Annotated in this window: 14 protein-coding genes; 9 read left to right on the plus strand and 5 right to left on the minus strand. The window is 39.7% G+C overall.

Annotation, left to right across the window (positions count from 1 at the left end):
• Window positions 1–37 precede the first annotated feature (37 nt).
• On the plus strand, window positions 38–373 hold the full coding sequence (locus ACO1XM_RS17025) for a hypothetical protein (protein WP_486231189.1): 336 nt from the start codon (window positions 38–40) through the stop codon (window positions 371–373).
• A 73-nt stretch (window positions 374–446) separates the two neighbouring features.
• The gene (locus ACO1XM_RS17030) at window positions 447–1,652 is read left to right on the plus strand and encodes a glycoside hydrolase family 1 protein (protein WP_486231191.1); all 1,206 of its coding nucleotides are present in this window, start codon (window positions 447–449) and stop codon (window positions 1,650–1,652) included.
• 111 nt (window positions 1,653–1,763) lie between these two features.
• Here the strand turns inward: ACO1XM_RS17030 and ACO1XM_RS17035 are convergent, their stop codons facing one another.
• Both ACO1XM_RS17035 and ACO1XM_RS17040 read right to left on the minus strand, forming a co-directional pair.
• Window positions 1,764–3,488, minus strand: coding sequence for an ABC transporter ATP-binding protein (locus ACO1XM_RS17035; protein WP_486231193.1), 1,725 nt, complete (start codon window positions 3,486–3,488; stop codon window positions 1,764–1,766).
• A gap of 59 nt (window positions 3,489–3,547) precedes the next feature.
• The gene (locus tag ACO1XM_RS17040; protein ID WP_486231195.1) at window positions 3,548–4,186 is read right to left on the minus strand and encodes a rhomboid family intramembrane serine protease; all 639 of its coding nucleotides are present in this window, start codon (window positions 4,184–4,186) and stop codon (window positions 3,548–3,550) included.
• Between the two features lie 289 nt (window positions 4,187–4,475).
• Here ACO1XM_RS17040 and ACO1XM_RS17045 point away from each other — a divergent pair, with 289 nt between their 5' ends.
• Genes ACO1XM_RS17045 through ACO1XM_RS17055 form a run of 3 tightly spaced genes read left to right on the plus strand, consistent with a single transcriptional unit; the run spans window position 4,476 to window position 5,560 of the window.
• Window positions 4,476–4,787, plus strand: coding sequence for a hypothetical protein (locus ACO1XM_RS17045; RefSeq protein WP_486231197.1), 312 nt, complete (start codon window positions 4,476–4,478; stop codon window positions 4,785–4,787).
• Between the two features lie 38 nt (window positions 4,788–4,825).
• Window positions 4,826–5,323, plus strand: coding sequence for a hypothetical protein (locus ACO1XM_RS17050; RefSeq protein WP_486231199.1), 498 nt, complete (start codon window positions 4,826–4,828; stop codon window positions 5,321–5,323).
• A 9-nt stretch (window positions 5,324–5,332) separates the two neighbouring features.
• Window positions 5,333–5,560, plus strand: a complete 228-nt coding sequence (locus tag ACO1XM_RS17055; RefSeq protein ID WP_486231201.1) for a hypothetical protein — start codon at window positions 5,333–5,335, stop codon at window positions 5,558–5,560.
• A 262-nt stretch (window positions 5,561–5,822) separates the two neighbouring features.
• On the opposite strand, the gene ACO1XM_RS17060 is transcribed toward ACO1XM_RS17055, so the two are convergent.
• From ACO1XM_RS17060 to ACO1XM_RS17070, 3 genes are all read right to left on the minus strand, one after another.
• Complete coding sequence (locus tag ACO1XM_RS17060) at window positions 5,823–6,167, minus strand: hypothetical protein (RefSeq protein ID WP_486231203.1); 345 nt, start codon at window positions 6,165–6,167, stop codon at window positions 5,823–5,825.
• A complete protein-coding gene (locus ACO1XM_RS17065; RefSeq protein ID WP_486231204.1) occupies window positions 6,154–6,516 on the minus strand; it encodes a hypothetical protein in 363 nt (120 codons plus the stop codon). Before ACO1XM_RS17065 ends, ACO1XM_RS17060 begins: the two co-directional genes overlap by 14 nt.
• 136 nt (window positions 6,517–6,652) lie before the next feature.
• Window positions 6,653–7,741: an AI-2E family transporter gene (locus tag ACO1XM_RS17070; RefSeq protein ID WP_486231206.1), complete on the minus strand. Its 1,089-nt coding sequence runs from the start codon at window positions 7,739–7,741 to the stop codon at window positions 6,653–6,655.
• 277 nt (window positions 7,742–8,018) lie between these two features.
• Between ACO1XM_RS17070 and ACO1XM_RS17075 the strand changes: the two genes are divergently transcribed.
• From ACO1XM_RS17075 to ACO1XM_RS17090, 4 genes are all read left to right on the plus strand, one after another.
• Window positions 8,019–9,527, plus strand: coding sequence for an OmpA family protein (locus ACO1XM_RS17075; RefSeq protein WP_486231208.1), 1,509 nt, complete (start codon window positions 8,019–8,021; stop codon window positions 9,525–9,527).
• 207 nt (window positions 9,528–9,734) lie between these two features.
• Window positions 9,735–9,953: a hypothetical protein gene (locus ACO1XM_RS17080; RefSeq protein ID WP_486231211.1), complete on the plus strand. Its 219-nt coding sequence runs from the start codon at window positions 9,735–9,737 to the stop codon at window positions 9,951–9,953.
• A gap of 127 nt (window positions 9,954–10,080) precedes the next feature.
• Window positions 10,081–10,734: a YiaD family glycine zipper/OmpA-like lipoprotein gene (locus ACO1XM_RS17085; protein ID WP_486231213.1), complete on the plus strand. Its 654-nt coding sequence runs from the start codon at window positions 10,081–10,083 to the stop codon at window positions 10,732–10,734.
• 11 nt (window positions 10,735–10,745) lie between these two features.
• Window positions 10,746–11,168, plus strand: coding sequence for a PRC-barrel domain-containing protein (locus ACO1XM_RS17090; RefSeq protein WP_486231215.1), 423 nt, complete (start codon window positions 10,746–10,748; stop codon window positions 11,166–11,168).
• The last annotated feature ends 106 nt before the right edge of the window (window positions 11,169–11,274 follow it).

The raw sequence follows: 11,274 nt of genomic DNA on the forward strand, positions 1-11,274 counted from the left end.
CACAATTCATTTTGAATTAAACTACACCTTAAAAGCTATGGCAAAAAAAGCGAAGAAGGCAGCTAAAAAATCAGCCAAAAAAGTGGTGAAAAAAGCTGCTAAAAAATCAGTAAAGAAGGCAGCCAAGAAAGCGGCTCCTAAGAAGAAGTCGGCTAAAAAGGCGGCTAAAAAAGTTGTTAAAAAAGCAGCACCTAAGAAGGCTGTAAAGAAGGCAGCGCCTAAGAAAGCAGCTCCAAAAAGGAAGTCTGCGCCTAAGAAAAAGGCAGTAGCAGCGCCTGCTCCGGCACCTGCACCAGCACCAGCTCCGGCACCACAAGTATCCTTGTTTGGTAATGGCGGAAGCGAAGGTTCATCATCAGGTTCAGGCATGTAAAAAGTCTGTTCCCATGTAAAAAAGCGATAGGCAAAAGTCTATCGCTTTTTGCTTTTATAGATATTTAATAATAATGCTACAATTCCCTCCAGATTTTTTGTTCGGCACGAGTACCTCGGCTTATCAGATTGAGACCGCATTTGATCACGACTGGCTTGGTGTGAAGTCTATGGACGGCCATGTATTTAATGCTACAACCGACCACGAGCAAAGGTTTGAAGACGATGCCCGTCTCATTGCCGACCTCGCGCCTGCTTACCGCATGAGCTTAATGTGGAGCAAACTACAGCGTGCTCCGAAGGCTGCTTTTGATGACGAAACAGTAAAGGAATATAACATACTATTAAAGGCCCTCAAACAAAGAAATGTAAACATCATGATGGTGTTGCATCACTTTACCAATCCCACCTGGTTCAGTCAGGTAGGTGGCTGGGAAAGAGCGGAAAATATTGAATTGTGGTTGGATTTTGTTCAAAAACTAGTTGCTGAGTTTGGCCAGTATGTTTCTTACTGGAACACTTTTAACGAGCCTAATGTATATGCCAGTTTTGGTTGGGGCATAGGCCAATTCCCCCCCTTTAAAAAGAATCTTTTAACTGCTATGAAAGTGGTTAAAAATATGGGTAAGGCGCATGACCTTGCTTACACAATTTTGAAAGAAAAATATCCGGAAAAACCTGTCGGTATTTCACATAATTGTGCTGTTTTCGCAGCGGATAATCCAATCGGTTGGTTGCCAGCAAAACTCTTAGACCATTGGTTTATGCACTTTGTGCCTAAACATTTTGAGCGGGTGGACTTTTTTGGCATGAGCTATTATGCCCGAATCAATCATGATCCATTACCTGTTACCATGGTAACTACACCTGATAAACTCATTAACAGCGGTAAAGACCATGATGATATGTGGGAGTATTATCCTGAAGGTTTACGCGAAACCATATTGAGGTATTGGAAGCAGTATAAAAAACCGATCATTATCACAGAGAATGGTGTCTGTACCAAAGATGATAACCTGAGGGTACGGGCCATCCACGATTACTTAAAAATTGTACACAACCTGTTGCAAGAAGGTGTTGATATTAAGGGATACTACTATTGGAGCACCTGGGATAATTTTGAATGGGCGCTTGGCCCTACTTATCAATTCGGCCTTTATGGTTGCGACCCTCTAACCAAGGAAAGAATAGCAAGACCCAGTGCTGTAGTATATGCTTCCATTGCACATACAAAGCAGCTTGCGACAGAAGATGTTATTGTTAGTAAAATTGACAATTGACAATTGACAATTGACGAATTACGAATTATATCAAATTATCTAATCAATCAACTCATCGCCTCATCAGCATATCAACGAATCACCACATCAACGAATCAGCACATCAGAAAATCAAATCCTCGCCTGATAAGTATACAACTGGAAGTAACGTCCCTTACGTTCAATCAATTCTTCGTGCTTGCCACGTTCAGCTATTTCTCCATTTTCTATTACTAAAATCTGATCGGCCTGGCGAATGGTACTTAACCTGTGTGCGATTACAAAAGTAGTTCTGCCCTTCATCAGACTACGCAAACTTTCCTGGATTAGCGATTCACTTTCAGTATCCAGGTTAGAGGTAGCTTCATCTAAAATAAGTATGCGCGGATCTGCGAGTATAGCGCGGGCAATGGCAATGCGCTGACGCTGCCCTCCAGACAATTTTACTCCCCGCTCTCCTATTACTGTATCCAAACCCTTTTCAAAGCGATCGGTAAACTCATTTACGTGCGCAGCCTTTACAGCAGCCAGCAATTGCGCCTCTGTAGCATCAGGGCGTGGAAAAAGTATGTTCTCTCGAATGCTTCCTTCAAACAGAAAATCATCTTGTAACACCACACCTAACTGGCTTCTGTAACTCTCCAGAATAACCTTGCTTAAATCCGTTCCATCAACCAGCACGGTGCCTCCTTGCGGGATTAAAAAAGATGCCGCTAAACCCGCAATGGTTGTTTTACCTGAACCACTGGTACCGACTAAGGCGGTTACCGAACCAGATGGGGCCGTGAAATTGATATTCCTGACTACTTCTTTTCCTTCTTCGTAGGCAAAGGAGACATTTTTAAATTCTATGTCGCCCCTCATCCCTGCTATGCGCAGCGAACGAGTGCCATCATCTTCAGGGGTTATGTTCATTAACTCTTCTGTACGATCCAAACCGGCAAAAGCTTCTGTTAACTGACTACCGATATTGCTCATCTGAACAATGGGCGCAATCATAAAAACCATGAACATGGTGAACTGAAGAAAATCACCAGGTGAAAGATCGAAGTAACCACTTAAACCCATAATACCCACACTGGCCAAGCCCACTAAAAAGGTACCTGAGCTGGTCACAAAACTGGTAGACGTCAGACTTTTTTTCACATTCTGAAAAAGCTTATCTACACCTTGCTGAAATATTTTGGTCTCCTGTGCCTCTGCATTAAAGCCCTTAATTACCCTCACCCCGTTCAGTGTTTCTGTCAGGCGGCCAGTTACTTCTGCAGTAATGACACCCCGTTCGCGAAAAATGGGTCTTATATAGGAAAAGGCCTTCAGGGTAATTATCCCAAAAACCGACATGGGTAAAATGATAAAAAGTGTCATCCAGGGATTAATACTAATCAAGAAACCAACTGAAATTATAGCTGTGAGTACACCGCCAATTAACTGCACTAAACCTGTACCTACCAAGTTGCGAACTCCTTCTACATCATTCATGACCCTTGAAACAAGGGCACCTGATTTTTGATTGTCAAAAAAGCTGGTTGGCAAACGTAACAAATGCTTCTGCACCTGCGAGCGGAGCACAGAAATCAAATGCTGGGCCTCAACACTCAAGAGCTTGGTGAGTAAAAAAGAGGTAACTGCCTGAATCAGAATAGCTCCCGTTACCAGTGATAATAAAGATGGCAAAGTGGAGAGATCTTTCTGTACCAGAATATCATCAATAAAAGGTTTCGTGGCCCACGGTGGCACTAGACCAGCCGCACGGCTTATAATAATGAGTAAAAGACCTATGAAAAGTAACTTTCTTCTTGGCCAGATAATGGTTTTAAAAACTTGTTTAAGCGATACCTTATTCTTTTTTGCCATAATGAGTTGAGATGCTAGTCAAAAGACGTATGCCTTCTTCTTTTAGCTTAGTCAATGATTTAAAATAATTGCCACTCCCATTCCTTCAGTTGCTCAACAAAGTGCACGAGCGAAGCGGGATACATCACTATACAGAAAATAAGTCCGAAAAGTGCCCCATAAAGGTGTGCTTCGTGATTAATATTATCGTTGGCAGCCTTGCCTTTATAGTAAGACCATATTAAGTAAGCAATACCCAGAATAAAGCCAGGTAAACAGATGAAAAAGTAAAAACAGATATTCTGTAAGGGCTGAAAAATGATGGAGGCAAAAATAATGGCTGCCACCCCACCAGAGGCGCCCAATGAATTGTAACCGGGATGATGTCTGTGTTTAAAGAAAGTTGGTATGTCTGATACTACAATAGCCATTAAATAAAATGTTACAAAATACCAGGTGCTATACTCGCCAAAAATATAGGCGAAGTAGGCTTCCACTACCGATCCGAAAAAGTACAATGAAAGCATGTTCCATAGCAAGTGATAAAAATCGCCATGCAAAAAGCCAGAGCTAAGAAAGCGATAGTATTGGTGTTGTGTTGAAACTAAATACGGATTTAAGACAAACCTGCGTACAAGTAAAGGCCTGCTAAAAGCTACCCAACTGATAAGCACGGTAATGCCTATGATAATTGATGTGACATTAAATGATGATTCCATAAAAATCCCAAAGAAAATAGAATACAAGCAGAATTTCATCAGTGCGGCAGAAAATCCTTAAGACATCCTTCATTTTAGGGAATATAGACCTTGTTCTGCTGCATTATTTTTTTCTGAATAAAACACGCACCAGAGAATGAATATTGCTACACAATTGTGGAAAAAAAGCCTCAATCTGTACTTCTTCTGTCATGAACCATGTCAATTCTATTGAAAAATGTACTTTTTAAATAATGGAATCATGGCATGCATATTTCTCTGCAAGAGGCATAACTAATCTAAACTAGCTATGAAAAATTTCATCAAATCAACTGCCCTCATAACATTATTAGCACTTACAGCGCCTATTTTATCTGTTGCAGCTACACCCCGCCCTGCAAGAACAGTCTCAGAAAAGATTGATCCGGCAGTTAGTGAACAACTTGTTAATCGCCTGGCTGAAATCAAAGCTATGGATGCAAGTGCTCTTTCAAGAAAGGAAAAAAGAGAATTGAGAAAAGAGGTTAAATCCATTGAAAAGAAGCTGGCGGATAATGGTGGCGTCTATTTATCAGTTGGTGCTATTATACTGATTGTAGTACTACTCATCATTTTACTTTAAGCCAATCCTTACCTCATTTCAGTATAAAAACAAGTCCCATGAAAAAGCTACGCTTAACCTTATTACTCATATTTATTGCAGGCGCTTTTACAACGCAAGCTCAAAACATGGGCAATAGCTATACCACAGGTCTGGGTATCAAAATGTGGGGCGATGGTGCTGGCGTAACATTAAAACATTTTGTCTCGCCAAATCACGCCTTTGAAGGAATTGGTTATTTCTGGCGTGGGGGTACACGAATTACAGGCTTGTACGAAATCCACTTCGACATTGCTAATGCTGCAGGCTTAAAGTGGTACATCGGTCCGGGTGCACACATTGGTTTTTATAACAACCGTTTTAATGATCAGTCTTATTATAACGATTGGTCATCTGGTTCTTATGTTGGCCTGGATGGAGTTCTTGGTCTCGATTATAAATTCAATGGCGCTCCAATCAATCTATCGATAGATTGGCAACCTTCCTTTGAATTTGGGGATAACCGCGGATTTATTGGCATTTGGGGCGGCCTGGGTGTGAGATACACGTTTAACTAATTCAATATTATGAAACCAAGAACAGAAGTTATTGATCACCAGGTGGTGAACAGTATCGCGCAGCTGGCCAGTGCTTTAAAGCCAGGAGATATATTCAGAAGAGTGAATAGCAAAACAAGATATAGTTTTGATGAACTAAAACTTGATGAAGAAAAAATTCGATGCCGCAATATGGAGACAGGTGCTCCGGAATTTCTCTATTACAATTCTCCTGTATTAAAGTTGGTCATTATTTAATCCGCTAATCTGTTTGAATTCCACTAGTTTCAAAAATAGTAGAGGCTTTACAAAAGAGACTATCCATCAGACTGCTGAATGTGGAAACAAACAGCGGTCAGGCTGATTTAGGTAAAGATGCGGATTAGCAATTTTTTAAAATACCAACCTGTGTTTGCATTACAATAAATTTTTAAAGAGCTGATTCTATTATTAACAAAAGAGCGTTGCTTACAACAACGCTCTTTTGTTTTGTCCGGCATCAGAAATTTTCAGATAGCTTTTACTGGCCATTTTCAGGCAATCTAGCCTTTCGTCTACCGCCAATTAGTTTGGCTGAAACACCTTTCAATAACATGGGTAATAGTAGTCTGGTCAGCCAGTTCGACTTCAACAAAGTTTGTCCGAAAACAACATCAATTCCCAATGCAGTGACGCTTTTCATCATCGAGTTTCCTTTTTCACTCTTTTTAAAAATGTTTAACACAGGTAATAAATACATAAAAGGCTCCAACTTATCACGCACTTCAATCAAGCCACCTTTCAACACTGTTTTCTCACTTTCAATTCTTTCTTCGAGTAATTTGCGTTCTGCAAGTAACTCTTCATAATTATTAATCCTGCTCATAAGCTTTTTTGATAATCAAGTTTCGGATTTGTGGTATTAAAATACTTTTAGAAGCAACCAATACTATTGTAAAAATTAAAGTGAAGGTGCCACCTACAATGAAAAACCCTGCTTTTGTATTTTGCATATACTCACCTAACCACCAGGCGCAACCTAGTCCGGCAAAAAGTAAAATGAAAAAACCCAATATGAGTGCCAAAAGTCCAATAATACTGAATGAAACAACCTGCGAAGTATGTTCCACCAAGCGGATTGTTACTAAGTCTTTGTAAGCTTCTGCCAATCCTGCAGCACTTTTCATCCATTTATCCGTTACATATTCTTTCTCTTCCATGCTATCGTGTGTCATTTAAAATAATTGATAATCACATTCTCTTTACCTCGTCAGACCGCTTCTTATTTCATTCTTAGCCATTTCAACAGTTACTTATATTGAATTTGTTTACCTGCATTCGATAGCAGTCTACTGTCTTATGGAAATAACATCATAGCACTGGCCATTTAGGTTTCTTCTTAGGCTTTACGGGATTATCGCCCAGTAGCTTACCCCAGGGTTGCAAGTCACTTACTTTATCGCAGATTACTTTTATAACCGCCAGGCCCGGTATTGCCAAAAACATCCCTGGTATACCACACAAAGCACCACCCACTAAAACACCAATGATGGTGACTAATGCATTAATGCGAACTTTGTTTCCTACTATTAAGGGCATCCCAAAATTATTATCTAAAAACTGTACCAGCGCCAATACAATACCTACGCCAATTGCATTATTAATATCTGCAGAACTCACAAGGGTAATTAACATACAAAGAATGTTGGCCACCAGCATACCAACATAAGGAATCAGATTTAATAGTGCCGCCAATAGTGCAAGGAAGACTGCATATTGAATACCCAATATAAGAAAACCGATAACGTTGAGAGCAAACACCAGAGTAGTCTCTATCAGCAAGCCAGTCATGTATTTCTGCGCGATGCTGGTTGATTCTGTCAATATCTCTTTAACATTTTGTTCAGAATCTGTTTTAAATACATCAATTAAAAACACTTTAATTTTACCTCTGTAAAAAAGAATAAGGAAAGTATAAATCGGTACGAGAAAAGCGTAAGATAAAAGCTGCGTAATAGAAGATACGGTTGAACCCATAAAACCTGGAGCTACCTCTTTCAGATCGTCAACCTGTTCCTTAAAATATTGATTTTGTTTTGTGATTGTAATTGAGGTGCCTTTTTTAAACCAAACCTGAAGGTCATGTACGATTTGATCAAACCTTCCCTTAAGGGCAGGCATGTCCTCTATAAACTTAAATATCTGACTGGACAACAGGTAAAGAATAGCTGCACCCACCAGGATTGTAGCAATGAGTGGTAACATGATCGTTAATACTTTGTAGAACTTTTTACGTTCCAGGTATTGCGTTACAGGTAATAATAAGTTGGCCAGGAGAATAGAAAATAAAATTGGCAAGATGATGTTCTTCGCATAAATAAGCGCTACACATAGTAGTGCTAAGGATATGAGTACTGAACTTAATTTTTTATGAAAAGGGTTTTGTAAATCTGTCAACATAGCTTAGTAATGTTACACATCATCATTATCATGCCAGTCTGATTCGTGCTTAAATGATGATTCTTTACTTTAACGGAAAGAGAATTGAGTAAATATGTCCACATAAGTGAGGGAACAACAGCACAGCAAGCATGTTTGCGAAACTAAATGAACAGAAGTTAATTTCAATCCAATAGCCTTATCGTGTTCCAGAGGATGATTTATTCAGAAAGCGATAGAACTATTTTCGATGGTACAGTAATTGCAAAAATCAGTTTGTTTCTAAACAAACGATAATATGAAAAAGAATTATTTTACACTATTAATAGCCCTTGCACTCTGCCTGTTCCAATACGGTACAGCGATGGCGCAAGGTGGTTCTATTGGGTTTCATGCAACCATTGCAGAGTATGACGGTGACTTAAATGGTAATGTTCATCAATTTTATAAGTTTGAAAACCCTAAACTGGGTGGTGCATTATCACTGCAGCAGTATCTTAATTCATCGTTCAGTCTGGTTGAAAAACTATCTTATAATACCTTAGGATACAGAAATGACAACCGTACACAGGGCGTTGATGCAAACATGTTTGCCCTAAACTTAAAACTGCGCTACAAGTTCAATAACGGCTATCTCTTTAAAGAAGATGCTGCCATTGCTCCTTTTATAACAGGGGGTATTGGAGCTACACTGCTCAATTCAAAACAAGACACTGAAACAAGTAATTCTGTTATTACGGACAATGTGTATGCTGCAAATATTGCCGCAGGTGCAGGTATCGTATTCAGGTTAAATGATCGTGTCGGAATAGAAGTAGCCAACACCATTAACTCACCTATGTACGACAAATGGGATGGTGTAGATGCAGGCAAGGACGATTTATACCTGCAGTACAGTGCTGGTCTCATCTTTAAACTGCAAAAACCCAGTGATAAGGACAATGATGGTGTAGCCGATAAAAGAGACAAGTGCCCTGATACACCTTCAAATGCTTCCATTGATTCAAACGGTTGTCCGGTGGATACTGATAAGGATGGTATAGCAGATTATCTGGATATTTGTCCTAACCTTGCTGGCTTACCTACATTGAGTGGCTGTCCTGATGGTGACGGTGATGGCACTGCAGATAAAGATGATAAATGCCCGGATGTTTCAGGCTTAAGTCGCTTTAGCGGTTGCCCTGATTCTGATGGTGATGGTATTGAGGACGCCCAGGATATTTGTCCAAACATAAAAGGATTAGATATATTTAAAGGCTGCCCTGATACTGATGGTGATGGAGTTGAAGACAGTATCGATAAATGTGCAGACACACCCACTGGTGCCCCTGTCGATGCTACCGGTTGTATTGCCGATACAGATGGTGATGGCATTAATGATGTTGATGATGATTGTCCGAAAATTGCCGGCATAAAACTTAATAAAGGTTGCCCGGAATTAAAACCTGAGGTGAAGCAACTTTTTCAAAAAGCGTTGCAGGGTATTCAGTTTGAAAGCGGAAGAGCGGTAATTAAAAAAATATCTTACCCGATAATGGATGCCATCAGTAAAGTAATGTTGGAGAACCCTAACTACAAACTGATTATTGGTGGACATACAGACAATGTAGGATCTGAGGATAACAACATGACGCTATCTAAAATGCGCGCTGATGCTGTTTCTAACTATCTGATCACAAAACAAATTGATCCATTAAGATTGTCTTCGTTTGGTTTTGGTGAATCAACACCAGTTGACTCAAACGACACTCCAGCAGGTCGTACACGCAATAGACGTGTAGAATTTAAAGTCGAATACTTAAAGTAATGTGCAGTTGGTACAACGAACTTCTATAAGATAAAGCATAAGGCCCTGATTTTTCAGGGTCTTATTTTTTTATAACTAGATCTAATGGGCACTCAAATGGTCAAACTGTGTAGTAATATCTACAGTTATCGCCTTTAAAGTAATGCAGGCATAACTAAAGATATGGCTGGTTATTTGCAAAGCACTCTTTAAATTAAATACCAACGTATGAAAACTTTTGGAATAGCATTACTCGTCATCGGTCTGATCATGACAGTCTTTACCAGTATCAATTTAGTCACAGAAAAAAAAGTAGTTGATCTCGGAGAAATTGAAATCTCCAAAAAAGAAAAAACACCCATCTATTGGTCTCCTGTAACAGGTGGTGTACTGGCTGTGGCTGGAATTCTCGTGCTGCTTTTAAACAATAAAAAGGTAAGAGCCTGATACAATAAACAGTAATGTACAATACCTGGGCGTCTGGATTTATCCTTAGGCCACAACAATTCAGCTTGCTTAAGCCTGATTATTCAAGGAATGCATTGTTTAAAAAAAATAAAACTTAATCATAAAAATGAAACAGATTATAATAAAAAGTGGGGGTCTTATCCTGATTGCTCTTGCAGTACTCACCGGTTGTAAAGCATCCAAGTCTACTAAAGGTGCTGGTATAGGTGCTGCTGGTGGTGCTGTTATCGGAGGTCTTATCGGGAGACAATCTGACAACACCGCTGTTGGGGCTATTATAGGTGCTGGTGTAGGTGGTGCCACAGGCGCTCTTATTGGACAGCGTATGGACAAACAGGCTGCAGAATTAAAGAAAGATCTAGATGGCGCAACCGTTGAACGCATTGGTGAAGGTATTAAGATCACCTTCGATTCAGGACTCATGTTCGACTTTGATTCTTACACACTTACGAGCGGAACAAAAGAGAATTTGAATGATCTCGCAAGAACGCTCAATAAATATGACGACACCAATGTATTGATAGAAGGACACACAGACAAAACCGGTTCTGATGAATACAATATGAAACTATCCGAACAAAGGGGAAAGGCAGTTGAAGCATATTTAGCTGGTCAAAAAGTAGCTACCGGTCGTATTACTACTAAAGGTTATGGAGAAACCCAATCCATTTCTGAGAATGATCAAACCAACCGCAGGGTTGAGGTGGCTATTTATGCCAATAAGAAAATGAAACGAGCTGCTGAAAGAGGAGAACTATAAATAAACATACGATGGAAAAATTAGAGAATGATAACCTGACTGGCATCAATGATACCGGCAAGAAGGCCAATACGCCCTTAACTTACTTAACGGCTTCATCCATTATGAAAAACAAAGTCTTTAACAACGAAGATGAAAGTCTAGGCAGTGTAAAAGATCTTATGCTGGATGTTACCACAGGCAGCATTGAATATGTAGTTGTAGAATTTGGTGGCTTTTTAGGAATCGGAGAAAAGTTTTTTGCCATACCGCTTGCGTCATTGATACTCGACACAGACAGAGAAGCTTTTATACTTAATCAAAAGCGCGAAGTGCTTGAAAATGCACCAGGCTTCGATAAAGATCATTGGCCTAAAACCAATTCACATGAATGGCATGCATCCCAAACGTATTGGGGTGGTTTTATGGGAGCTAATACCGGCTCCAAGTATTAATCAAAATTTCATTTCACATCAAAATAGTGATCCAGATGGAGCCTTGATTTACGAAGACAATTAAATCGTTGTACTTCATTGCCTTCAGATGGGTCATTACAAACTT

The sequence above is a fragment of the Chryseotalea sp. genome, from assembly GCF_057350905.1.

Excerpts from the sequence above, each read along its gene's own strand:
- ACO1XM_RS17025 (WP_486231189.1), top strand. The coding sequence starts at position 38 with ATGGCAAAAAAAGCGAAGAAGGCAGCTAAAAAATCAGCCAAAAAAGTG.
- ACO1XM_RS17030 (WP_486231191.1), top strand. The coding sequence starts at position 447 with ATGCTACAATTCCCTCCAGATTTTTTGTTCGGCACGAGTACCTCGGCT.
- ACO1XM_RS17035 (WP_486231193.1), bottom strand. The coding sequence starts at position 3,488 with ATGGCAAAAAAGAATAAGGTATCGCTTAAACAAGTTTTTAAAACCATT.
- ACO1XM_RS17040 (WP_486231195.1), bottom strand. The coding sequence starts at position 4,186 with ATGGAATCATCATTTAATGTCACATCAATTATCATAGGCATTACCGTG.
- ACO1XM_RS17045 (WP_486231197.1), top strand. The coding sequence starts at position 4,476 with ATGAAAAATTTCATCAAATCAACTGCCCTCATAACATTATTAGCACTT.
- ACO1XM_RS17050 (WP_486231199.1), top strand. The coding sequence starts at position 4,826 with ATGAAAAAGCTACGCTTAACCTTATTACTCATATTTATTGCAGGCGCT.
- ACO1XM_RS17055 (WP_486231201.1), top strand. The coding sequence starts at position 5,333 with ATGAAACCAAGAACAGAAGTTATTGATCACCAGGTGGTGAACAGTATC.
- ACO1XM_RS17060 (WP_486231203.1), bottom strand. The coding sequence starts at position 6,167 with ATGAGCAGGATTAATAATTATGAAGAGTTACTTGCAGAACGCAAATTA.
- ACO1XM_RS17065 (WP_486231204.1), bottom strand. The coding sequence starts at position 6,516 with ATGACACACGATAGCATGGAAGAGAAAGAATATGTAACGGATAAATGG.
- ACO1XM_RS17070 (WP_486231206.1), bottom strand. The coding sequence starts at position 7,741 with ATGTTGACAGATTTACAAAACCCTTTTCATAAAAAATTAAGTTCAGTA.
- ACO1XM_RS17075 (WP_486231208.1), top strand. The coding sequence starts at position 8,019 with ATGAAAAAGAATTATTTTACACTATTAATAGCCCTTGCACTCTGCCTG.
- ACO1XM_RS17080 (WP_486231211.1), top strand. The coding sequence starts at position 9,735 with ATGAAAACTTTTGGAATAGCATTACTCGTCATCGGTCTGATCATGACA.
- ACO1XM_RS17085 (WP_486231213.1), top strand. The coding sequence starts at position 10,081 with ATGAAACAGATTATAATAAAAAGTGGGGGTCTTATCCTGATTGCTCTT.
- ACO1XM_RS17090 (WP_486231215.1), top strand. The coding sequence starts at position 10,746 with ATGGAAAAATTAGAGAATGATAACCTGACTGGCATCAATGATACCGGC.